The sequence below is a fragment of the Thermodesulforhabdus norvegica genome (genome assembly GCF_900114975.1).
GTDB classification, from domain to species: Bacteria; Desulfobacterota; Syntrophobacteria; order Syntrophobacterales; family Thermodesulforhabdaceae; genus Thermodesulforhabdus; species Thermodesulforhabdus norvegica.
Map to the genome: position 1 here is coordinate 291,279 of NZ_FOUU01000001.1, position 21,488 is coordinate 312,766.

Annotated in this window: 22 protein-coding genes; 6 read left to right on the forward strand and 16 right to left on the reverse strand. The window is 49.7% G+C overall.

The window, feature by feature from the left end; genetic code table 11:
• Positions 1-6: 6 nt before the first annotated feature.
• From BM091_RS14195 to BM091_RS01450, 6 genes are all read right to left on the reverse strand, one after another.
• Positions 7-3,891 carry an efflux RND transporter permease subunit gene (locus tag BM091_RS14195; RefSeq protein ID WP_093392914.1) on the reverse strand — a complete coding sequence of 1,295 codons (3,885 nt, stop codon included), beginning with the start codon at positions 3,889-3,891 and terminating at the stop codon, positions 7-9.
• A gap of 52 nt (positions 3,892-3,943) precedes the next feature.
• Positions 3,944-6,163 carry an efflux RND transporter periplasmic adaptor subunit gene (locus BM091_RS01430; protein WP_093392916.1) on the reverse strand — a complete coding sequence of 740 codons (2,220 nt, stop codon included), beginning with the start codon at positions 6,161-6,163 and terminating at the stop codon, positions 3,944-3,946.
• A 34-nt stretch (positions 6,164-6,197) separates the two neighbouring features.
• On the reverse strand, positions 6,198-6,473 hold the full coding sequence (locus BM091_RS01435; RefSeq protein ID WP_093392918.1) for a YHS domain-containing protein: 276 nt from the start codon (positions 6,471-6,473) through the stop codon (positions 6,198-6,200).
• Positions 6,474-6,499: 26 nt separating this feature from the next.
• Positions 6,500-7,891 carry a TolC family protein gene (locus BM091_RS01440; protein WP_093392920.1) on the reverse strand — a complete coding sequence of 464 codons (1,392 nt, stop codon included), beginning with the start codon at positions 7,889-7,891 and terminating at the stop codon, positions 6,500-6,502.
• 171 nt (positions 7,892-8,062) lie between these two features.
• The gene (locus tag BM091_RS01445; protein WP_093392921.1) at positions 8,063-10,369 is read right to left on the reverse strand and encodes a PEP/pyruvate-binding domain-containing protein; all 2,307 of its coding nucleotides are present in this window, start codon (positions 10,367-10,369) and stop codon (positions 8,063-8,065) included.
• Positions 10,370-10,372: 3 nt separating this feature from the next.
• Positions 10,373-11,623 (reverse strand): Glu/Leu/Phe/Val family dehydrogenase, encoded by a 1,251-nt coding sequence (locus tag BM091_RS01450; protein WP_093392923.1) that lies wholly within the window; start codon positions 11,621-11,623, stop codon positions 10,373-10,375.
• Positions 11,624-11,826: 203 nt separating this feature from the next.
• On the opposite strand from BM091_RS01450, the gene BM091_RS01460 reads away from it, so the two are divergent.
• Genes BM091_RS01460 through pyrE form a run of 6 tightly spaced genes read left to right on the forward strand, consistent with a single transcriptional unit; the run spans position 11,827 to position 16,884 of the window.
• Complete coding sequence (locus BM091_RS01460; RefSeq protein ID WP_093392926.1) at positions 11,827-12,228, forward strand: class II SORL domain-containing protein; 402 nt, start codon at positions 11,827-11,829, stop codon at positions 12,226-12,228.
• A gap of 32 nt (positions 12,229-12,260) precedes the next feature.
• Positions 12,261-12,743, forward strand: coding sequence for a hypothetical protein (locus tag BM091_RS01465; protein ID WP_143083078.1), 483 nt, complete (start codon positions 12,261-12,263; stop codon positions 12,741-12,743).
• Entirely contained in the window at positions 12,740-14,278 is a 1,539-nt protein-coding gene (locus BM091_RS01470; protein WP_093392930.1) for a two-component system sensor histidine kinase NtrB, read from the forward strand. Before BM091_RS01465 ends, BM091_RS01470 begins: the two co-directional genes overlap by 4 nt.
• Positions 14,232-15,662: a sigma-54-dependent transcriptional regulator gene (locus BM091_RS01475; protein ID WP_093392932.1), complete on the forward strand. Its 1,431-nt coding sequence runs from the start codon at positions 14,232-14,234 to the stop codon at positions 15,660-15,662. The genes BM091_RS01470 and BM091_RS01475 overlap by 47 nt, the downstream gene beginning before the upstream one ends.
• Positions 15,646-16,260 carry a coiled-coil domain-containing protein gene (locus BM091_RS01480; protein WP_093392934.1) on the forward strand — a complete coding sequence of 205 codons (615 nt, stop codon included), beginning with the start codon at positions 15,646-15,648 and terminating at the stop codon, positions 16,258-16,260. The genes BM091_RS01475 and BM091_RS01480 overlap by 17 nt, the downstream gene beginning before the upstream one ends.
• A 30-nt stretch (positions 16,261-16,290) precedes the next feature.
• Complete coding sequence (gene pyrE, locus BM091_RS01485) at positions 16,291-16,884, forward strand: orotate phosphoribosyltransferase (protein ID WP_177193476.1); 594 nt, start codon at positions 16,291-16,293, stop codon at positions 16,882-16,884.
• Here the strand turns inward: pyrE and rsmI are convergent.
• From rsmI to rpsP, 10 genes are all read right to left on the reverse strand, one after another.
• Positions 16,853-17,704 (reverse strand): 16S rRNA (cytidine(1402)-2'-O)-methyltransferase, encoded by an 852-nt coding sequence (gene rsmI, locus BM091_RS01490; protein WP_093392936.1) that lies wholly within the window; start codon positions 17,702-17,704, stop codon positions 16,853-16,855. The genes pyrE and rsmI overlap by 32 nt on opposite strands.
• A gap of 3 nt (positions 17,705-17,707) precedes the next feature.
• The gene (locus BM091_RS01495) at positions 17,708-18,076 is read right to left on the reverse strand and encodes a YraN family protein (RefSeq protein WP_093392938.1); all 369 of its coding nucleotides are present in this window, start codon (positions 18,074-18,076) and stop codon (positions 17,708-17,710) included.
• Complete coding sequence (locus tag BM091_RS01500) at positions 17,986-18,723, reverse strand: ribonuclease HII (RefSeq protein ID WP_093392940.1); 738 nt, start codon at positions 18,721-18,723, stop codon at positions 17,986-17,988. Before BM091_RS01500 ends, BM091_RS01495 begins: the two co-directional genes overlap by 91 nt.
• Positions 18,689-19,036, reverse strand: a complete 348-nt coding sequence (gene rplS, locus BM091_RS01505; RefSeq protein ID WP_093392942.1) for a 50S ribosomal protein L19 — start codon at positions 19,034-19,036, stop codon at positions 18,689-18,691. Before rplS ends, BM091_RS01500 begins: the two co-directional genes overlap by 35 nt.
• A complete protein-coding gene (locus BM091_RS01510) occupies positions 19,026-19,631 on the reverse strand; it encodes an RNA methyltransferase (RefSeq protein ID WP_093392944.1) in 606 nt (201 codons plus the stop codon). The genes rplS and BM091_RS01510 overlap by 11 nt, the downstream gene beginning before the upstream one ends.
• A complete protein-coding gene (gene trmD / locus BM091_RS01515) occupies positions 19,632-20,387 on the reverse strand; it encodes a tRNA (guanosine(37)-N1)-methyltransferase TrmD (RefSeq protein WP_342745443.1) in 756 nt (251 codons plus the stop codon).
• Positions 20,384-20,500: a hypothetical protein gene (locus BM091_RS14585; protein ID WP_483887642.1), complete on the reverse strand. Its 117-nt coding sequence runs from the start codon at positions 20,498-20,500 to the stop codon at positions 20,384-20,386. Before BM091_RS14585 ends, trmD begins: the two co-directional genes overlap by 4 nt.
• Positions 20,501-20,872 (reverse strand): ribosome maturation factor RimM, encoded by a 372-nt coding sequence (gene rimM / locus BM091_RS01520; RefSeq protein ID WP_245735213.1) that lies wholly within the window; start codon positions 20,870-20,872, stop codon positions 20,501-20,503.
• 25 nt (positions 20,873-20,897) lie between these two features.
• Entirely contained in the window at positions 20,898-21,131 is a 234-nt protein-coding gene (locus BM091_RS01525; RefSeq protein ID WP_093392948.1) for a KH domain-containing protein, read from the reverse strand.
• A gap of 81 nt (positions 21,132-21,212) precedes the next feature.
• Complete coding sequence (gene rpsP / locus BM091_RS01530; protein ID WP_093392950.1) at positions 21,213-21,482, reverse strand: 30S ribosomal protein S16; 270 nt, start codon at positions 21,480-21,482, stop codon at positions 21,213-21,215.
• Positions 21,483-21,488 lie beyond the last annotated feature (6 nt).

The window sequence follows — 21,488 nt, forward strand, 5'->3', positions numbered from 1 at the left end:
TTTTATTCAACTTCGAGGAATATTGGCTCTCCTGAGTTTGAATTCCTCACGGGCACTGTAAAGCACGGGTACCAGAAGGACGCTCATAAGAGATACAAGCATACCGCCGAAGGTGGGAATGGCCATGGGGATCATAATATCGGATCCCCGGCCTTTTGACGTGAGAACGGGTAGAAGGGCAAGTATGGTGGTAGCGGACGTCATAAGAGCGGGTCGAATCCTCCTGACCGCACCCGTTACCGTGGCTTCATGCACGTCTTCAATCGTCCTTATTGTGGTTTCCCTAAAGCTTTCATCAAGGTAGGTGCCCACAATAACTCCGTTGTCCGTTGCAATTCCGAAAAGGGCTAAAAATCCCACCCATATGGCAACACTTAGGTTTATGGGATGAACGGAAAATAACTCCCTCATGGAAATTCCGAATACGGAAAAGTCGAGAAACCAGGGCTGAGCGTAAAGCCACAGAAGAATAAAGCCACCGGACCAGGCAAAAAACACCCCTGTAAAGACAAAGCACGTCGTGAGCACAGATCTGAACTGAAGATAAAGGATCATGAAAATTATGAAAAGAGCGAGAGGCAAAACAACGGACAGGGTTTTTTGAGCCCTAATCTGATTTTCGTAATTACCGGCAAAGGTGAAACTTACGCCGGGGGGTATATCGAGTTCTCCGGATTTTATTTTATCGTTCAGGTATTTCCTAGCCTGCTCTACTACATCGACTTCTGCGTGGCCGGGTTTCTTGTCAAAGACCACATAGCCAACGAGAAAGGTGTCTTCGCTTTTTATAACCTGAGGTCCCCTTACATAACGGATATGGGCAAGTTCGCCCAAGGGAATCTGCACGCCATTGGGGGCGGCAACCAAAATGCGTGAAAGGGCTTCAACGGAGTCACGAAGCTCCCGGAGATACCTGACCCTGACAGGGTATCGCTCCCTTCCCTCAACGGTCATGGTAATCCACTTTCCGCCAATGGCGGTTTCGACAACATCCTGAACCCGACGGATTGAAATACCGTAGCGTGCCACCGCGTCTCTGTCTATTACGATCTCGAGATAAGGTTTTCCGACTATTCTATCCGCCACAACGGTAGAGGGTTCAACCGACGGAACCTCTTTAAGAAATCTTTCGATCTCTAAACCCACCTTTTCAATAGTCTGAAGATCGGGCCCTCTGATTTTAACACCCATCGGAGCCCGCATACCGCTCTGAAGCATCACTATTCTCGTGATTATCGGCTGAAGTTTGGGTGCCGAAGTGGTACCGGGAACCCTGGCAGCCTCCACGATAAGATTCCATATGTCGTCGGGATTTTTTACACCGGGCCAGGGTTTCCTCCCGGGATTCAGTGCCGGATCCAGTGGTGCTCTCCAGAGTCTGAAGGGCATACCTTTAGGATCGGGAATCAATTCCCCTTTTTCGTTCCGTTCAAACCTGCCCCTGACGATGTAAGGCTTTCCGTCCGGTGCGGGTAGCGGGTTACCCTTTTCGTCACGGAAATAGTCGGTTTCATCGGGAAAGAACCTGAAACGGAGGCGACGGCCTTCTTTATCCACAAGATACTCCGGTTTGTAGTTGATAACCGTTTCAATCATCGATATTGGCGCAGGATCGAGAGGCGATTCGGCCCGCCCGATCTTTCCGACGACCGTCTCAACCTCGGGAATGGCGGAAATGGCCATGTTCTGTTTCCTTAGAATGTCGTAGGCTTCGCCTATGGAAGCGTGAGACATGGTGGTTGGCATGAGCAGGTATGAGCCTTCGTCAAGGGGGGGCATAAACTCTTTGCCAAGTCCCGGAAAAGCCCCGGCAATACTCCTCACAACCGCGGTTTTCGTCAAAAAGTTGGGCAGCCAGCCGAAAACCCTGTTAAAACCTAACCAAACGGTCCAGCCCAAAACTATTACCAGAACCGAAAGGGAGACGAATAGAAGTTTATGACGCAGACAAAACCGAAGAAGGGGCTCATAGACCCTGCGAAATATCTGAAGTATGCCGAATATGGTTCCCACCGAAATACCCACAAAAACCACATTTTTTAGAAGCCCTTTTTCGGGACCCAGTGGTAACCAGTCCCGGGCAAGCAAAATACCCACGACTGCGACAATAAACACATTAACCAGGATATAAAAAACCCTGAAAATCTTTGCGGGTAAAAGGTTTTCTGCCAGGAAATACAGGCCGGCCACGAAAATCGGCAGAGCCACCCACCAGGGCATGAAAAAATACATAACAATACCGATTAGAGCGATGAATCCGTAAGTTACCTTCCTCAGGAGATTTACACCGGTTTTATCGTAAGGAGTACGGAATACAGTTAACGCCGCCGGAGGGATAATCATAAGTGCAACTATTATCGATGCTATAAGAGCGAAGGTTTTGGTAAAAGCAAGAGGCTTGAAGAGCTTGCCCTCGGGGCCTATCATCGTAAAAACAGGTAAAAAGCTAACCACCGTTGTTGCCACCGCCGTAAGAACAGCTCCTCCCACTTCCGAAGATGCCCGATAGATTACGGAAAATCGACTTTCGCCGGGCTCCATCTGTTCCATGTGACGCAGTATGTTCTCACAGATCACTATTCCCATGTCCACCATGGTTCCTATGGCAATGGCAATGCCCGATAGAGCAACAATGTTGGCATCCACTTTAAAGAGCCTCATGGCGATAAAGCACATAAGAACCGCCAGGGGCAGAAGGCTTGATATCAGAATGGAGCTTCTTATATGCATAAGCACCAGGAGTATTACCATAACGGTCACGAGAATTTCTTCGTAGAGGGCACGAGAAAGAGTTCCCAGGGTTTCATAGATAAGACCGGTTCTGTCATAAAATGGGACTATGGTCACCTGGCTGACTGTCCCATCGGGAAGGGTTTTTTTAGGCAGTCCCGGGGCAATCTCTTCAATCTTCTTTTTCACATTCTGAATAACCTTAAGAGGGTTTTCTCCATATCTTACTACGACGATCCCCCCGACAACCTCTGTACCTGCTTTATCCAGCACTCCTCTGCGCAATGCCGGCCCCGTGGTAACATGAGCAACGTCGCCTATCCTTATGGGCGTGCCGTCTCTGGAAGTGATAACCGACTTCTCCAGATCCTCAAGGCTCTTTATGAACCCCAGACCCCTTATCACATATTCCACGCCGTTGATTTCAATTGTCCTGGCTCCAACATCCAGGTTAGATGCTTTCACGGCCTGAAACACCTGTGGGAGCGTAACACCGTAAGCCCTCAGGGCATCGGGGTCCACGTCAACCTGATATTCCCTGACAAAGCCCCCAATGGATGCAACCTCACTGACTCCATCGGCCGACATAAGGGCGTATCGGACGTACCAGTCCTGTATGCTACGAAGTTCATCGAGATCCCAGCCTCCGGTGGGATTTCCCTGAGGGTCACGACCCTCAAGGGTGTACCAGAAAACCTGTCCCAGGGCCGTCGCATCGGGGCCCAGAGCCGGTTTGACACCTTCCGGGAGGGTTCCTTCAGGAAGGCTGTTGAGCTTTTCCAGAATTCTGGAACGAGCCCAGTAAAAATCGACATCTTCCTTGAAAATTATGTAGATCGTAGAAAATCCAAACATGGAATAACTGCGAATCGTTTTAACACCGGGAATGCCCAGAAGTGACACGGTAAGGGGATAGGTTATCTGATCTTCCACATCCTGAGGCGAACGCCCCATCCACTCGGTGAAGACTATTTGCTGATTTTCTCCTATATCGGGTATGGCATCTACCGGCACAGGACTTCTCGGTAGCCAGGAAATCTTCCAGTCGAAGGGTGCAACGGCAATACCCCATAGGATAACAAAAAGAGTACATACGAAAATAATTAATCTCATTTCCAGACACCAGCGAATCAACCGCCCTATCAATGACTCCTTTGCCATACCGCTCTATCCTCCTGATTGCGGCCAAAAAGCTTTTCCCCGAGGCAACAAGCTAGCGATCCACAGGATCGATCTTAGCTCTGACTTCTCCGCAAGAAGACATAGAAGAACCGAAATAGGGGTTGTGGATCTCCCTTTCGCTCTGAAACCAGATTGCACCCTTACCGTTCGCAGCCATAGGGCAGAACATCTCATAAAGGGGAACGGACACGGGCTTGAAGGTTCTCACAAGTTCACCGAAAAGTCTGGAACACTCATCAAACCGCTCTCTTATGCCCGAAATATTGCCCGAAGCAAGCATCGACGAAACATTTTGAGACAATTGCTCCCGTATCTTCATCCATTTCACATGTACATCACCTTTTAGCAACTCCATAGACGGCCGATCTAGAGCCTCTTTCATGGCCTCCAGTGCATGAATTGCCCTTTTCTCATCATCTTCCGCCAGGGCTTTCTGCAGGGACAGATACGATTCAACCAGGGGTCTGAGCTGTACTGAAAATTCCTGCGGTACGCCAGGTTCTGTAAGTCCGCCGTGATCCCGGTGCCCTGGGTGGTGCACACCAAACCGGGTCAGAAGCCTCGCCATGCCGGCCTTAAGTTCCTCAAGAGCCTCAGCCCTTTCCTGAGCCCTGCGGGCATAGATCGCAACAACCAGATCGTTATGTAACCTCATGGACAATTCGTCCCACATCATCCGGGCGTGGCCCTTCAGTTCTGAACCATCAATTTTAGAAAGGAGTTCTTCAAGATTCGAAATCTCTTCTTTGATTTCAAGCCACTGTCGCTGGGTAATGCGCGTCGAATCTTCGGGAACTTTCTGAAGTATTCTGTCGAACCGTGCGGCCAGCTCATGAAGCTTCATGGTAAAGCTTTGCGGTACCTCCATAACAGTGCCCGAACCTTTAGAGGCCTCCGACTTTGGAGCGGAACCGCCGCCGTGATGATGCATCATGCCGCCTCCGCCACCTTCCGGGGTCATCATGCTGGGTTTTGCCAGGATCTGAACGGCACTGTCGATCTTGAAATTGCCCCTGGTTACAACCTTTTCTCCTTCCCTGAGGCCATACCTGACTATGTAGTAATCACCCACCCGGGGTCCCAGAACTATCTCACGACCTTCGTAAGAATAAGGTTTGTCGGGAATCTGAACATAAACGACAGCTCGTTTTCCGGTTATCAGTGGAGCCGAGGCGGGGATTACCAGAGGAGGCCTTTTGTCTCCCACGGTTACTCTTACTTCGGCGTGAGCAAACATCCCCGGAAGCAACCGTCCGTCTGCGTTAGGGACATCAACCCTGATCCTTACCGTGCGGCTCTTTTTTTCAAGCACGGGCTGTATAAAAGAAATCCGTCCCGAAAAGACCTCTCCGGGATAAGAGACCGTTTCAAAAGTTACGGTCTCTCCGAGACGCATCCACTGGACGTCCGATTCATAGGCATCGAGGAAAAGCCACAACTGAGACAGATCGGCAATGGTATAGATTCGCGTACCCGTCTGGACATAAACTCCTTCGTTTACATGCTTTTCCACGACGGTCCCACCGATGGGCGCCACTATGGTAATGCGGTCGGAAGGAATACCTCTCGCCAGGACCTCATCGATCTGCTTTTCCGTCAGCCCGTACAGGCGGAGCTTTTCACGGGCGGAGCGCACGGTAGCCCGCGCCGTATCCCTTATTGCCCTGGTGCTACCGGACTCGACCCTTGAAAGCAACCTCCGGGCCTCTATAAGCTCAGCCTCAGCGGCCATGAGTTCCGGGCTATAGAGTACCACCATCGGTTGCCCTTCGGAAACGGTCATACCCGTGAAGTTGACATAGAGTTTTTCGATACGCCCCGGAACCCAGGCGGTTATGTGAGCCACCCTGCGCTCATCATAGTCCAGAACTCCGAACATTCTTAATGTTACCTGGACTTTTTTCCGTTCAACGGGGCTGACCTGGACTTCGGCCAGTTTTTGTGCAACAGGCGACAGGGTTATTTCCCTCAGCGACTCGGGCTTTCCTTCTTTCTCGTCCACAACGGGTATAAGATCCATTCCGCATATAGGACACTTGCCGGGAGCCGGAAGCCTTATCTGAGGATGCATGGAGCAGGTCCAGATCTGAGCTTTCTCTCCGGGCGCGGAATCGGTTTCCCGCGCAACCGTGCTATTGACTCCCACGACAACGACGGCAATAACCGACAGCGCCAGGAGTAAAGTAAAGATTGTACCGAATACCCTCCCACCCTGCCGGTTAACTACCATAAACAACCCGACTCTTTTCATACCAATCACCTCAGCGCTTCCCGGACGGATCAGATCAATCGGTCGGTGCAGGTTCCAGTTCCACCCCTTCCTTCTCGAGTTTCTCCATATACATATCGGGGTTCTTCATGAATTCCTGAGGACAGGCAGGACAGCAGAAGTATATGCGCTTCCCCCTGTAATCTACAAAGTAACTCTTGTTAATGGGACCTCCCATAACAGGGCACTTTTCCTGTGGCCGTCCCTTACCGGCATACGCCATGGGCAATAAAGCCGGCACAAAAGCGAGAAGCAAAATCATTGTAAAGACCACTATTTTTATCCTTTTCATAACAAAAACCTCCCTCACCTGTTTTATTATTTTGATGCCTTATCCACTCTACGGCCGATAAGGCGCTCATAAGCCGCGAGAGCCTTAGCCGCACCGGCACGGGCCTCTTCAAGGGACAGTTCAAACTCCAGAAGAACCCGCTCCGCATTTATAACGTCCGAGAAAGTAGCCTCACCCGTTCTCAAATTTTCCAGATTTACCTCAAGAGACTGACGAGCTTTGGGGATCAGGTCGTTGCCGTACAGCCTGATTTTTCTTTCAGAGTCCCTCAATCTGTACAAAATGAGCTTAAGTCTTGCAGACAGCAGGTCCAGTGTTTTTTCTCTATCTGCGATAGAAGCTTCATATCTCGTACGGGCTTCTTTAACCCCTGCTTCAATACGTTCCCACCAGAACGGAAGATTTACGCTTACTCCCACAATTACGGGATCTTTTCCACTTTCCGGCGTCAATGGATTATCGGCATCACCGGTGTCGATTGCGGTAACCGAAAGGGTAAGGTCGGGGAAATAGAACGTTTTCGCAAGATCCACGCCTTTTTGCGCCAGCGCCACACGTTTTTCTGCCACCTTAAGATCAGGGCTACTTTCCTCAATAAGCCTTAAGGCATCTCTCTCGTTTATGCTCACGGAACCGACATCGCGCAGTTCTCCTACCACTACAGGTTCCCACACAGAACGGTGCAACAGTGAGTTGAACTCTGCTTCCAGCGCAGCGATGTAATCTTCCAGCGTTTTCAATCTGTTTTCCAGCTTTCCCATTTCCGTTTGAAGCTGGGTCAGGTACCCATAGGGGACTATCCCTGCGGAATAGCCTATTTTCAAAGCACTTTCCAGATGTCCAAGCAAGGCAATGTGATCATTTGTGATATCAACGGCTCTCCTGGTGTAGGCCAGATCATAATAAAGCCTGCTCAGGTCCTCGTAGAGTTTCCACCTTTTAGACTCCAGCTCCCAGCGCAACGCTTCGGCTTCCAGAAAGGCCGTTTCACCCTTCAGCCTGAGCTTATCGTACCATGGGAAGGTCTGGGCAATTGAGAAGCTCTGGCGCTGAGGCCCTACACGGGTTTCGACATTTTTTATGTAGTATGCATAGGTAAACCTTGGATCCGGAAGTGATTTCACCTGTGGTATCTTCCACAGTGCAGCCTTCCATCTTTCAAAAATTGCCCGAAGCTCCCGGTTCCGAAAAGCCGCATAGGTAAAATAGTCGTCGAAGGAAGGATTGGAAGGCAATTGGTAATTTTCGTTTTGTAAAAACTCTCCTATTCCGGCATCCTCTTCTAACAGCTCGACCATTCCCGGTTCCTCTTTAAAGGGACGGCCCGTGTATCCACATCCACAGATATTAAAGAAAAATGCACATATAAGCGGAATTACCACCGGATGATAAAGATTACCTGCCCGGTATTTTCGCATGTTATACTCCGTTCAATGTCAGAGTCCCCAATTCCATCCCCGATAAAGCATAAACTATGCCATATTGCTAACGTTCTGTTTTCAGGTAACCTTCACTAAAAAGGACCCACACTGTCGTTAATCGGCTGAGTAAATTTTACCCAGAGCGGGTAAAATGCAGATGGGTAAATTTTATTCACGAAATTTACCGGCGGAAACTTCCAGATAACCAATGCCCTTTTGATTTTCAACATCCTGGAGGATTCTCAATCGAGTACCAGGTTGAGCATTCTCGAGATCGATTATCTTCAAAATCCTATAAAACTTTTCATAATAATCAGGTGCAAATCTAAAAAGTTCGTTGGGAAAGTGCTCAAGGAGTGATTCGTTAAAGAAGTTTTCAGGCTCATCTGGAAAAATCGCAACGGGGACTATTCGAGCCTCAATCAGGTCGTTGAAAAAATGAGTACCGAAGGAAACTTCCGGAGTCATGCCTTCCTGTTCAAAGGCTATCTCTCCCAGAATTACGGCTCTGTTGATGTCCTGATAACCGACTCTAACCCCCAGGCGAAGGTCATTACTGCCCCAGCGCCCCGGGCCAAAAAGCGCATACTTATCATCTAAAGCCCTATTAACCATGCCCACAATCCGTCCTACTGCAATCCTTTCTTCACCTGACCGTATCTCCCGGTACTCCCTGGGATCAACAAACACGATATAACGTATATTTCGAAGATCCGCATTAAATAATACCCGATTGTTCTTAAAAACGATTTTCGCACTATCAATGCCTGAAGGGATAACCACATAATCAGGTTCATCCCTTGAAGCCAGGGTTCTGCACTGAAGCAGATAAAGCCTGTCGTTTTCCCAGGCAAATTCCACATCCACAGGTCTGCCGTATTCCTGCTCGAGTTTTCTCAAAACCTTTTTCATAATTCGAACAAAGGGGGTTTTTTCCAGAAAGTTGTCGAAGGTTATACAGCCGGTCTCCGGAGAATTTTCTTCGTAGAAAGTAGTGGGTTTTTGAATGTATCCGTTTCTGTAATAGGAAAGTGCCAGATGTGCGGCCTTTGGGCCCATAACATCGATTGCCTCAAAAAAGGGCACCGCCTCAACCTTTCCGGTATTGAGGTTAAGCACATCGACAAATTTCTGAGAATACTTCACTATCTGCTGGGCGTTGCCTTCGGGTCTGAGCTGAGGATGGCTCAGGGGAACGAGCCTCGCATAGTCTCCACCCACCCTATCAACGGCTCTTGTACCCAACCCGAGCACAAGTCTTACTATGCCGTCTTCCTTCCGTATTCTCGGAGACCATCGATACATGTTTCGAGAAAAGGCCACCCCTGATGCAAAAGGCATAAAGTAGTTGCCGTATCTTCGCCCGACGACTTTTTGTACGAGCACGCTCATTTTTTCGTCAAAGTCGAGAAGTCCGTGATCACGCCGGTAAAGGATGGGGTCGGGGCCGTAGGTACTCATGTGGACCTGTTTCAGTCCCCAGATGAATTCATCAAGTCGTTTTTCCAGAGGCCCCTGATTCGCCAGAAAAACAGAGTCGTACTTCCCTGAAAAGGCATGGCCGAAACTGTCTTCGAGAAGGCTGGAAGACCTCAGAATCAGGGGAACTTCTCCGATTTTCTCCAAAAAATCTGCAAACATTGTTACCGTATCGGGGGGAAATCTGGCCTGCTTAAACAGCTCGGCAATGTTCCGATAATCTTCTTCAATCTCTTCACGGGACCTGTACTTCTGAGTTCTGAAGTGATGAAGGTTATTATATTCAATGAACTCCGAGAAGATTCCGGAATTGAAGTAATATGATTCGGGTATTGTCAGATACTTTTCGAGTTCGGGATCTCGATTGCCGAGCCTTGGAACCAGTATCCTGTAGGCAAGGATCATTCCCGCCGCTTTCCCGCCAACAAGACCGACCTTGCGTGGGCTCGAGTAGGTTCTATCAATCAGCTCGTCCACATCTCTTATGGTAATATGCTTCTTTGCCACTCCCACAAAAGGAAGATGGGTTGATATAAAGCGCTGTATTAATACGACCCTGACACCCTCTGCATCGCCCGGATCAATGTAAAGATTTCCTTCCGGTATGGAGCAAAACTCTTTAAGGGCCTTGATAACCTTTTTCTGACTTACGCCTTCTGTGTTGACAACCCGCCAGAGGTTACGAAAGCGGTCTCTTTTCCGAACCAGGTTTATGTGATTTTCAATTTCCTCTTCACTGAAAGCTGCGGCAAAGGCGAAGTCGACGAGCGCCGCCTTCAGCCTTTCGGGATCACCTCTCCCATCGCGAATCAACCTCTGTACCCACTTTTCGATGAGCTCGTCCGCAACCATCCCCCGGTTTTTTAAAACTTCCAGAAAGAGAGCTCTCATCTCAGAAATGAGCTCGGGATAGGAGCCCATCTTCATGAGCATCTCATGAAAGCGTACGACCAGATCACCGCAAAGGTTTATATACTCAGAAAGGTCACCCTTCATCGATCAAACCCATCCTCTGATCCTGCAGGCTTCCGCAACACGGGCAACACTAACGAGGTAAGCCGCATCTCTCATGTGCACTCCTTCCCGATCACTCATCTCCTTAACGGATCTGAAAGCTCTTTTCATGACCTCATCCAGACGCCAGTGAACCTCTTTCTCTTCCCAGTAGAAATTATAGGTGTTCTGCACCTGTTCGAAATAGGAAACCGTTACGCCGCCGGCATTTGCCAGAAAATCCGGCAATACTATTATACCCCTGTCAAACAATATGTCATCGGCATCTGGCGTTGTAGGGCCGTTGGCCAGTTCACAGATCACACGGGCTTTGATTCTGGAAGCGTTCTCCCCGGTTATGACATTTTCAAGGGCAGCCGGAAATAGAACCGTAACGTTCAGCTCAAGGAGTTCTTCGTTTGTTATCCTGTCGCCCTCTGGAAAGGTCACCACAGTTCCGTACATTTTTTTGTGCCTGATAAGCTCGGGGATATTTATCCCTCCAGGATTGTAAATACCGCCCTGGGAATCAGAAGCTGCCACCAATTTAAGGCCCAGAAGCTGCTGGCCCAGCAGGGCTGCAAACTGTCCGGCGTTGCCAAAACCCTGCACGGCCATAGTCTCACCGTCCAGGTTCAATTCGTAGGCCCTTGCAGCCTCTCTGAGCACGTAGATTCCTCCTCGGGCCGTTGCGTCATAGCGACCGGGAGATCCCCCGACGGAAAGAGGCTTACCGGTGATCACGCCGGGATGATGGCGCCTTACAATCGTTTCGTACTCATCCATCATCCATGCCATGATCTGTGGGTCCGTGTAAACATCCGGAGCCGGCACATCTCGATCGACCCCGAGAGCCTCGGCAATTGCCCTTACATAGGCCCGTGCCAGTCTTTCCTTCTCAGAGGGGGACATTTCTTTGGGATTACAAACCACCCCGCCTTTCCCGCCTCCCAAAGGGATATCAACAACGGCCGTCTTCCAGGTCATCCATGCGGCAAGGGCTCTTACTGTATCGATAGTTTCATCAGGATGCCATCGAATGCCGCCTTTAGCAGGACCTCTTGCCGTGTTGTACTGTACTCTAAAGGCCTTGAAAACCCTGGTCGATCCGTCATCCATTTTAACCGGCAGGGTGAAGTGAAGTTCCTTCATGGGCCATCGCAACAATTCATGAGTCGCCGGATCCAGCCCCAGGCGTTCGGCCGCTCTGTCAAGCTGTTGCTGAACGATGGCAAAGGGATTAAACCTCTCACCCATGGTCTTACCTCCCTTAAGGCACGAAAAAAGGCTCTACCACTCCAGAAAGCCGGAAAGCACCATTTCCGCAGGTTGCGAAAAACTTACCAAAACACCCGGAGCCATCATAGAAAGCCCCGGGGATTTCAAAGCTTGAAAGCCAAAATCTTTCGGGTACACTAGCAGGGTAACAGGATTCGAAAAGGAACAAAAAGGAGGAAGAGATGAACATCGGAGACCTCTATCAAAGTGCCGATTGGAAGAAAGAAAAACACGTACCGGTTATAGAATTACCGGAAAAAGTTTATCCGGATCAAACGATACACGTTACCGTTTCGGTGGGCAAGGAAATTCCGCATCCGAACACAACGGAGCATCATATTGAATGGGTGGAGCTTTATTTTCAGCCTGACGGAGCCAGGTTTCCTTTTCAGGTAGGCCGTGCAGAATTCAGGGCTCATGGTGCATCCGTTGAGGGGCCGAACACCAGTTCAGTTTATACGGAACCCGTAGCCCTTTTTGCGTTTAAAACGGGTATCTCGGGTTATTTGATGGCTTCTGCCTACTGTAACATTCACGGTCTCTGGAGCAGTTCAACAAGGATCGATGTGAGCGGATCCAGATAGTTATGCGGTTGATGAGATCGGATAATCTGCAAGTGAGAAAAGGAAGGTTTCTTTTAGTAATCTTGGCCGTCCTGTTTGTTGTGTTTGTTTCGGACAGGGCAGTAGCCACACAGATTCATTCAGAACCGGAAGGGCTTTATGCGCATCAGCTTGCCCATCTATTCTTCGTTTTTTCCATGGGAATACTCGTTTACTGGCTCAGACAGATGGAACTGATTCGTCACAGAGGGTGGCGTTATATTCGCCATGCTTCTTTACTCTTTATGCTCTGGAACCTCGATGCCATGCTGGTTCATCATCTGGACGGAACGGAAGGTTTTGCAACGGTTCAGGGGATTGAAGGATGGGAGGGTGCCATAAGGATTGAATCGGCATCTCCGTTGCTGGCACTGGTCTATTACGTGGCCAAATTGGATCATCTTCTCTGTGTACCGGCCATTGTATTCTGGTTTCTGGGGTTAAGGGCTCTTCTTGCCGATCTAAAAAGTGTGGAAAAGGGCGGTGACGCATCATGACACTGCCTCTGCTTCCTGTATGGATTGTGGATTTCTACGGGTCCGTTTTGATGATAGTTTTTGCCTTTCTCAGTGTATGGCAGTGCCATCAGCTAAGAAGACGGGACCCCAATAATGTCGTGTGGATCTATCTCCTGTGGTTCTGCTACGGGCTGGCAGGATTTGCCGTTTCCAGATCCGTAGGTCACATACTTCGGAGGTTTCTGGTCAGCACTCACCACGCAGATTTATGGGAAGCTCTTCAGCCCTACAGTGGAGCAATAAACACGCTGATGTTTGTGGTCGTCGCCTCCATTACGCTCTTCTTCGAACGGGTGTGGAAAATATATCAGCGAATGATGGCTCATCAGAAAGCCCTTGAAGATGCGCACACTCAGCTACTTTATCTCAACAGGCACTTAGAAGAGATGGTAGCCGAAAGGACCAGGGATCTTGCGATATCGGAGCAAAAATTCAGGCGCCTTTTTGAAGTCTCCCGGGACATGGTGGTAATAGTGAAACCGGACGGTTCCATTATGGACATAAACCCGGCAGGCCTGAAGATGATAGGCTGGAAGGAAAGTGAGTTAGCATCTCGGAGGTTCTACGAGTGCTTTGCCAATCCCCGGGAGTGGCAAACCCTTAAGGAAGAGCTTTTTTCGGGCACGGAGATCCGGGATCGAGAATACCTGCTCATTAAAGAGGGAGCGGTACCCGTAGAAGTACTGGTAAGCGCATTTTGCAGCAGAGAAAACGACCGGGAACTTTTTTACTTCTGGGTAAAGGACATATCTCAGCGCAAGAATATGGAAAAGAAGCTTCTTCAAGCCGACAAGCTGGCGTCTCTGGGACAGCTTGCGGCCGGGGTTGCTCACGAAGTAAACAACCCTCTTGGGATTATACTCGGATACACTCAGTTGTTGCTCCGCCGTAGCGAGCCAGGAGATCAGTTTTACGAAGATCTTAAAACGATCGAAAAACATGCCCGAAACTGCAAGGTTATCGTGGAAGACCTGCTGAAGTTTGCCCGGAGTGCTCCCACCAAAAAAGGACCGGCCCACATACACGACGCCATTTACGAGGTTATATCGGTCCTAAAGCACCAGTTCTCTCTTGACAACGTGGAGTTCGAAACCCACCTGGATCCCCAGGTGCCCACCATGCACTGGGACATAAACAAAATGAAGCAGGTTTTTATGAATCTCTTCATGAACGCCCGTCAGGCGATGAATAACCGGGGCGGCCTTATCCGCGTTGAAACGGAATGTAAAGACGGCTTTCTGACAGTTCGGGTATCCGACAACGGTTGCGGTATTCCACCTGAGCACCTGCCCAGAATCTTCGATCCCTTCTTCACCACGAAACCTACAGGAGTGGGTACGGGACTGGGTTTGTCGGTAAGTTACGGCATAATCGTAGAACACGGCGGGACGATAAGCGTAGAAAGCGAACCGGAAAAAGGAACCACTTTTACCATAACATTTCCGGTGACGGAGGGTAACGACGGGAATGGGCAAAAACCAGCCGGCAATTTTGATAGTGGACGACGAAATTGACTTCATCCGGCTTCTGGAAAGGCTGATACTTGAAGAGGTGCAGTGCGAAATTTACAGGGCCACTTCAGGTTATGAGGCAGTAGAAATACTGAAAAATTACCACATAGATCTGGCCTTTGTTGACATAAAGATGCCGGGGATGGATGGATTCGAGCTTCTTTCATATGTTCGGGAGAACCATCCCTGGCTTACGGTAATCATGATAACCGCCTACGGTTGTATAGAAGTTGCCGTCAGAGCCATAAAAGAGGGGGCCTACGACTTCATAACGAAGCCCGTAGAGCAGGACGTATTCCTTATGAGCCTGAAAAAGGCCCTGGAGCGAACAGAACTGCTCAGGGAAAACCTCCGGTTGCGACAGAGCGTTCGGTTTCAGGAAGTATTTCGTAATATAGTCGGTCGCAGTGAACCGATGCGTAAGGTCTTCGATCTCATAAGGATGGTTGCTCCAACGGACATGACGGTGCTTCTCAGAGGCGAGTCGGGAACGGGAAAAGAACTGCTCGCCAGAGCAATACACGAACTCAGTTCAAGGAGTGACGGTCCCTTTGTTGCCGTGAATTGTCCTGCCGTCCCGGCAGAAATCCTTGAAAGTGAGCTTTTCGGCTACCGTAAAGGAGCTTTCACCCATGCAACTCAGAACAAAAAGGGTCTCTTTGAGGAAGCTCAGAAAGGAACCATATTTCTGGATGAAATAGGCGACCTCGATCCCAGACTTCAGACCAAACTGCTGAGGGTACTTCAGGAAAAAGAAATCAAACCACTGGGAGACACGAGAACGATCCGGGTTGATGTGAGGGTTGTTGCTTCCACCAATCAGGATCTCGAACAAAAGATGAAAGATGGTACCTTTCGGGAAGACCTTTTTTACCGGTTGAATGTGGTACCCATCCATGTTCCACCTTTAAGAGAACGCCGCGAGGATATCCCTCTGCTCGTTGAATTTTTTCTGGAAAAGTACTCTCGAGAGCTGAAGCGCCCTCGTAAAAGGGTTACCCCGGAGCTGATGGAGATATTTCTGGGATATGAATGGAAAGGCAACATCCGTGAACTGGAAAACACGATAATCAGAGGAATCCTCTTCTCCGTGGATGATGAAATCAGGCCGGAACACATAGGCTTCGCCCGACGGAGTAACGGAAAACCGTGGTCCACTTCCGTGCCCACGAACCTCTCTTATCGAGAAGCCAGGGAAGCCGTTCTCCATGAGTTTCATCACCGCTTCATAGGACAGATACTGAAAAAAACGGGAGGCAATATATCTCAGGCCGCCCGAATGTGCGGTCTTGAGAGACAGGCTTTGCAACACATCATCAAGCGATACAACATAGATGTAAACAATTACAGACCTGACCGAAGAGAGCAGAATGGCAATGGTCTATGACATTCAAAAGGCAGCAGAAATTCTGGGCACAACCGTTGAAGAAATCGAGGAAAACATAAGACAGGGCACGATATCGGCAGAATGGAAGGAAGGCCGATGGGAAATTCCTGAGTGGAGTATAAGGGTCTTTGTGCGAACCCGCGAAGCGCTGAGGAAACTTAACAGGCGATCGGCTCTCGACAGAAACGAAAGCGAGTACGATCTTTTGACGAAAATCCTGGCAAAGCTTGAAGATCTTGCTGATTTTCAAGACCTGCAGCTTAAGTGGATAGAACAACTGGATACCTTGAGATTTCGAATCCGGGAACTCGAAGAAGAGCTAAGCTATAAAGAGTTTGAAAACGCCCAGCTTCGAAAAGAACTGGAGCTACAATCTGGAAAGCCTGAAGAAGGGCTGAAGAGGCTTGAGGATCGTTATAGAGAGCTCTTCGCTTTTCTGAGTCAGGAAATCTCCCAGTTACACGATAGAATGGCAAAGATGGAAGAAGAGCTTCAGAAAATACAACGCAGAGATGTTCAGGTTCCCGTGCCATCGGTATCGAAAAATTCAAAAGAAGGCTTCTGGGATCGGCTGATCAGAATGCTAACCTGGGATTGATTTTCCATAAATGCACAGGAGGCTTTTCTTATGGAAAACTCGTTGAACCTTCAGGACCTGCGAAAGAGACTGAAGCACCTCATTACCGTTAAGGCCTTTCAGTTCTCAGAAGAGCCGGTATTCCGTCTCGTACACGGAGGTCTGAGTTGCTTTTACTTCAACTGCAAAAAGGTAACCCTCGATCCCGAAGGCCAGTACCTGATCGGTCACATTATCTACGAGATGATCCAGGCTACGGAAGCCAGGGCAATAGGCGGGTTAACCCTGGGGGCGGACCCCATCGCCCTCAGCGTATCCTACACCTCATGGCTGAGAGGAAGGCCCATAAGAGCCTTCGTGGTCAGGAAAGAACCCAAGGAACACGGTACGATGAGTCAGATTGAAGGCAACCTCCAGCCGGGTGATAAGGTCGTGGTCGTTGATGATGTTATTACCACCGGGGGCTCGACTATAAAGGCAATAAAAGCGTGCAGAACGGCGGGGCTCGAAGTCATCAAGGTCGTGGCTCTCGTGGATCGTGAGGAGATGAACGGCAGAGGCAATATTATGGAACTCGTGGCCGATGTGGAACCGATTTTTACCAGAACGGAAATCATGGATTATTATCGGAGTCTTTCGAAATAACGGAGAGAGCCTTCCTGTAAACCAGATTACGCGGCACGCCGAAGTCACGGGATACACTTTTAACGATGTCGGAAAGCCCTGCATCCGGATTCTCGAGCCTCTTTGCCAGCTCAACTTCCCAGCCAGCACCGTTTTCAGCGGCATTACTTCTTTCAGATCCGGGTGAAACGACGAGGGTTATTTCACCACGAATGCTTCCCCTGTCCTTCAGGGCTTCTGCAATGGCCCGTACACTCCCCCGCAGCACTTCCTCGTGTACCTTTGTCATCTCACGGGCAAGTACCATAGGGCGGTCTCCCCAGTAGTTCAAAATATCCTCCAGAGTTCGACCTATCCTGTGGGGGGATTCGAACAAAACAACAGTCATGGGAAGTTTTTCATAAAGGCGGAAGAACTCCTGTCGGGCTTTTCCTTTGGGAGGCGGAAATCCCAGAAAGGCGAACGGATAAGGGGGAAAACCCGAAAGGAGCAGGGCACACAGAAGGGCAGAAGGGCCGGGTACGACCGTCATCGGAAGGTTTCGCTCTATAACCTTGCGGATAATACGGTAACCCGGATCCGAAAAACCAGGCATTCCCGCATCGGTGACCAGGACAATTTTCAAGCCCTTCTCCAGGCCCTTAATTATGACCTCGTCAACGCCTTCAGGGGAATGCTCATGAAAACTGCGGAGTGGAACATGAATATCATAAGCAGAAAGCAGCTTTCTGGTAATCCGGGTGTCTTCGGCATAAATAACATCGGCAGAACGCAAAACCTCTAAGGCTCTCAGGGTTATATCCTTAAGATTGCCTATTGGGGTTCCGACCACATAAAACATTGATTACAAACGCGCAGGCTCAAAGGCATTTTTTATCCACGAAATCCGTGGATCGGCGTTGACATCTGTAATAATAATGCAGTCAAAGCGTACCGGTGATTTCTGAAGTACGGGATGTTCCTGTAAGAAGCGGAAGGCCGCTCTCGTCAGGCGCTCTATTTTCTTTGCTCCTATTGATTCCGAGGGGCGTATTAAGTCTCCACCTCTGGAAGAACGTACCTCCACAAAAACAACCGTCTCCTTCTGAAGAGCCACAATGTCTATCTCTCCAAAGGGATACCTTACATTACGCTCGATGATGGAACATCCCTGTTTCCGAAGAAAGTCAGCTGCAAAGGCTTCCGCCTTCGACCCCGTCCTTCTTCGTTGCATCTTCTTAATCCTCCGAAGCTGAGTCGGTGAATCGGACAGGGGCCAAAACGCTCTATTGCGGCCAGATGCTCTCTGGTGGGATATCCTTTGTGCCTCCCGAAGCCGTATTCCGGATAAAGGGCATCATATCGCTTCATGATACGATCGCGAAAAACCTTTGCAACAATGGATGCGGCGGCTATGGCAAGGCTTTTTGAATCTCCCTTAACAACCGCACGACTGGGAATGGGCAGGTCCGGAATTGGATGAGGGCCGTCCACGAGTATCAGGTTCGGTTTGACGGGAAGGTTTAACACCGCTCTCGCCATAGCCAGATGAGTAGCTCTGAGGATGTTCAACCTATCAATAACATGAGGTGGAATACAGGCTATACCTACAGGCAACCGTTTCCGCATCATTTCTGAGAAGATAAGCTCACGGTCGCCCGCCGGGAGTGATTTCGAGTCGGCAATTCCCTCCACAACAATCCCTTCAGGCATCACCACGGCGGCGGCCACCACGGGCCCCGCCAGTGGCCCTCTACCAGCTTCGTCAACACCCGCAATACAACCGTATCCTTTCCTGCGAAAGGTTTCATCAAACTCAACAAGCCTCAAAAACAGTGCAGACTTCTTATCGTTTTTCCCGGATACGGGCCGCTTTACCATAGCGATCGCGAAGATAATAGAGCCTTGCTCTTCTGACACGCCCTCTGCGGACTACCTCTATCTTTTCAATAAGGGGCGAATGCAAAGGAAAGATTCTTTCGACCCCTATCCCGTAAGAAACCTTCCTTACCGTAAAAGTAGCATTGGTCGTCCCACGATGTTTCCGGATTACGACGCCTTCGAAAACCTGAATACGCTCCTTATCTCCCTCTCTAATTTTGGAGTGCACTCTCACGGTGTCGCCCACCCGAAACTCGGGTATGTCCAGCCTCATGTGGTCGCGAGCAATCCTTTCGATTACATCAATGCCCATGGCTATCATCCTCCGTTCCTTCATACCTATCGTTATCGCCAAGAAGGCGGTCGACCATAATAGCCGCTGCGCAGCGAACAGACAAGTGATTATACGAAGAATTTGCTCGAATTGGTTCAAGTATTCGATGGGCCCGTTCAAAAAGTTCCGGAGCAAGCCCCCAGGCAGTACCGAGGAGCAATAGAACCGGTTCAGAGCCTTCTTTCAGGCGGGTACCTGCCTGACGATAGCCCAACAACTTTGGGGAACTCTTCAGTCTGGCCGAAGTAGCCCATATTTCCGGGGACCGATCCTCTCGCTTTCGAATATCGGCAACTGCCTCCTCTATTGACCGCACGAGCACGAGCAATTCCAGGGCCTGTTTCCTGGTGGGATGAAGTTGTCCTCCCACGCCTTCGGTCCAGTGAGCTATTAACCTTTTGGCCAGATCAATCTGGTCCGCGAGAGGCGTTACGACATAGCAGGCGGGCAGGTCATAAGTCCTTGCCGTCCTTCCCAGATCGTGTAGGTCTATTGTGGTTATGGCCGAAGCGACTACTTCTCCATGCCGGTTAAGAACAGGGTAATGAACAAGAGCCAGATAAAGGTTGGCCATTTAATATTCTCCCGAGCTCTCTCTTTCCATAGCTCTTTCCGCTTCCCGGAGTAATTCAAGGTCTTCATCGGATAGTTTCAATCGTTCAAAAAGATCGGGACGCCGCAGTTTAGTAAGAAGAAGCGCCTGACTGCGTCGCCATCTTTTTACCGCTTCGTGATTTCCCGAGATGAGAACATCCGGAACCGGCAGTCCCCGAAAAATCCTGGGTCTCGTGTACTGAGGGTATTCCAGAAGGCCTTCTTCAAAGGATTCACTTCTAACGGAAGCCAGGTTTCCCACAACACCCGGGATAAGCCGGGATACGGCATCGATTACAACCAATGCGGCAGGCTCACCTCCGCTGAGAACGTAATCGCCTATGGAAAGCTCCCTATCAACAAAGTTAAGCACCCTCGCATCGATACCTTCATACCTTCCGCAAACCAGAATTATTCTGGGTAGCCCGCTCAACTCACGGGCCGTAGCCTGTGTGAATACCTCTCCCTGAGGAGAAAGCAGTATGACCGTTCCTCTGGGCGACTCCTTCTGCAAGTCCTCTATTGCCTCGACGATGGGTTCGGGCTTCATGACCATTCCGGCTCCCCCACCGTAAGGCCTATCATCCACGGTACGATGCTTATCCCTTGCGTACTTCCTTATGTCATGTACCCGGACCCGGATAAGCCCCTGGGATATTGCCTTTCCGAGAAGACTTTCATTCAAAGGTCCAGAAAAAAAAGAAGGGAATATGGAGAGAACATCTATAATCATTATTCCACGAGACCTTCCGGAAGATTTACAACCATCTTACCCGCAGAGAGATCCACCTTAAGGATGACATCCTCAATCGCCGGTATCAGAATTTCCCGCCCGCTCTTCGATATCACCTAAACATCGTTTGCACCTGTCTCTATAATGCCAGTAAGGGTACCGAGATAATCGCCTTCCTGCGAGACGACATCCAGGCCTATGAGCTGATAGTAGTAGTATTCTCCTTCCCCGGTTTCCGGCAGTTCGCGTTCCGGAACGAACAGTTCGGCACCTATAAGACTCTCGGCTCTATTTCGATCGGTTATTTCGACGAAAGTCAGGATCCAGCAACGATGCTGTCGCTGGATCCTCCTGAGAGTCAAAGGCCTGTAGCCTTCATCGGTCAGAATGAAAAGGCTTTCCCCCTCCTCTCTGGCTTCAAAACTTTCTCCATAGGGATATACCTTAACACCACCCCGGACCCCGTGAGCTCTGATGATTTTGCCCACAGGGACCATCCTTTCGCCTTCCATACTACTCAATAATTTCCAGAACCGCCCTTTTATTTAGCTTTGTCGAAGCCGCACTGAGAATAGTTCTCATAGCTCGAGCCGTACGACCCTGCTTGCCGATGACCTTACCCAGATCTTCCTTCGCTACTTTCAGCTCAATGACAGAGGTCTGCTCACCTTCAATTTCGGAAACCTGAACGCGTTCCGGATGATCCACCAGTGCTTTAGCCATCTGCTCAACCAGTTCTTTCAACATAGCTCAACCCCTCCACTCTGGTATGCCACATCAACCCTGCTCGCTCCGTCGTAACACCTTTGCGGGCGGGAGCATCCTCCACTATGAAGCCTGAGCCTGAGACTCATTCATTTGTTTCCGATACTTTTTTATAAGGCTTCTTACCGTATCCGTGGGCTGTGCTCCCTGATCGAGCCAGTACTGGAGACGATCCCATCGGATCACGACCTCCGCCGGATCGGTCAGCGGATTATAGGTTCCCAGCTTCTCAAGAAATCTTCCATCTCTCGGCGCCTCTGAATGGGCTGCAACAATCCAGTAAAATGGTCGTTTCCTTCTACCATGACGAGCCAAACGAATTCTTACCGGCATTTTTCC

Bases quoted from the DNA above. Each gene is read 5' to 3' on its own strand.
- BM091_RS14195 (WP_093392914.1), bottom strand. From the start codon at position 3,891: ATGGCAAAGGAGTCATTGATAGGGCGGTTGATTCGCTGGTGTCTGGAA.
- BM091_RS01430 (WP_093392916.1), bottom strand. From the start codon at position 6,163: ATGAAAAGAGTCGGGTTGTTTATGGTAGTTAACCGGCAGGGTGGGAGG.
- BM091_RS01435 (WP_093392918.1), bottom strand. From the start codon at position 6,473: ATGAAAAGGATAAAAATAGTGGTCTTTACAATGATTTTGCTTCTCGCT.
- BM091_RS01440 (WP_093392920.1), bottom strand. From the start codon at position 7,891: ATGCGAAAATACCGGGCAGGTAATCTTTATCATCCGGTGGTAATTCCG.
- BM091_RS01445 (WP_093392921.1), bottom strand. From the start codon at position 10,369: ATGAAGGGTGACCTTTCTGAGTATATAAACCTTTGCGGTGATCTGGTC.
- BM091_RS01450 (WP_093392923.1), bottom strand. From the start codon at position 11,623: ATGGGTGAGAGGTTTAATCCCTTTGCCATCGTTCAGCAACAGCTTGAC.
- BM091_RS01460 (WP_093392926.1), top strand. From the start codon at position 11,827: ATGAACATCGGAGACCTCTATCAAAGTGCCGATTGGAAGAAAGAAAAA.
- BM091_RS01470 (WP_093392930.1), top strand. From the start codon at position 12,740: ATGACACTGCCTCTGCTTCCTGTATGGATTGTGGATTTCTACGGGTCC.
- BM091_RS01475 (WP_093392932.1), top strand. From the start codon at position 14,232: ATGGGCAAAAACCAGCCGGCAATTTTGATAGTGGACGACGAAATTGAC.
- BM091_RS01480 (WP_093392934.1), top strand. From the start codon at position 15,646: ATGGCAATGGTCTATGACATTCAAAAGGCAGCAGAAATTCTGGGCACA.
- pyrE (WP_177193476.1), top strand. From the start codon at position 16,291: ATGGAAAACTCGTTGAACCTTCAGGACCTGCGAAAGAGACTGAAGCAC.
- rsmI (WP_093392936.1), bottom strand. From the start codon at position 17,704: ATGTTTTATGTGGTCGGAACCCCAATAGGCAATCTTAAGGATATAACC.
- BM091_RS01495 (WP_093392938.1), bottom strand. From the start codon at position 18,076: ATGCAACGAAGAAGGACGGGGTCGAAGGCGGAAGCCTTTGCAGCTGAC.
- BM091_RS01500 (WP_093392940.1), bottom strand. From the start codon at position 18,723: ATGGTAAAGCGGCCCGTATCCGGGAAAAACGATAAGAAGTCTGCACTG.
- rplS (WP_093392942.1), bottom strand. From the start codon at position 19,036: ATGGGCATTGATGTAATCGAAAGGATTGCTCGCGACCACATGAGGCTG.
- BM091_RS01510 (WP_093392944.1), bottom strand. From the start codon at position 19,631: ATGGCCAACCTTTATCTGGCTCTTGTTCATTACCCTGTTCTTAACCGG.
- BM091_RS01525 (WP_093392948.1), bottom strand. From the start codon at position 21,131: ATGTTGAAAGAACTGGTTGAGCAGATGGCTAAAGCACTGGTGGATCAT.
- rpsP (WP_093392950.1), bottom strand. From the start codon at position 21,482: ATGCCGGTAAGAATTCGTTTGGCTCGTCATGGTAGAAGGAAACGACCA.